Here is a 239-nt window from a genome sequence, read left to right as displayed (position 1 = left end):
AAGATGTACAAACATTTTATTTGCGAAGACCTAATTTTTTGCGCGCATTGGCATTTAAATAGATTTCATCAAAATGATTCAGAGATTCTACATCCTTGAATTTCTGAAATGCCATTTCACTTTTATTAAATGAAAGCTCAATAGATTCATCGTATGTTGTGGTGATTCTGACTACAGAATAGCCGTTGTAAGCGATTCTGAAACCTTCAAAAAGACATTTCCTTTCAGCCTTCTGGTAT

At 33.5% G+C, this 239-nt stretch carries 1 protein-coding gene; it reads right to left on the bottom strand.

The features are described 5' to 3' along the window. Positions 1 to 16: 16 nt before the first annotated feature. Positions 17 to 239, bottom strand: a 223-nt coding sequence (locus tag ACR9ZK_RS23290) for a hypothetical protein (RefSeq protein WP_481344282.1), incomplete at its 5' end; no start/stop codon positions are given.

This window comes from Monashia sp. HAY1-5C (assembly GCF_056755255.1).
This window is presented reverse-complemented; position numbering and strand designations above follow the sequence as displayed.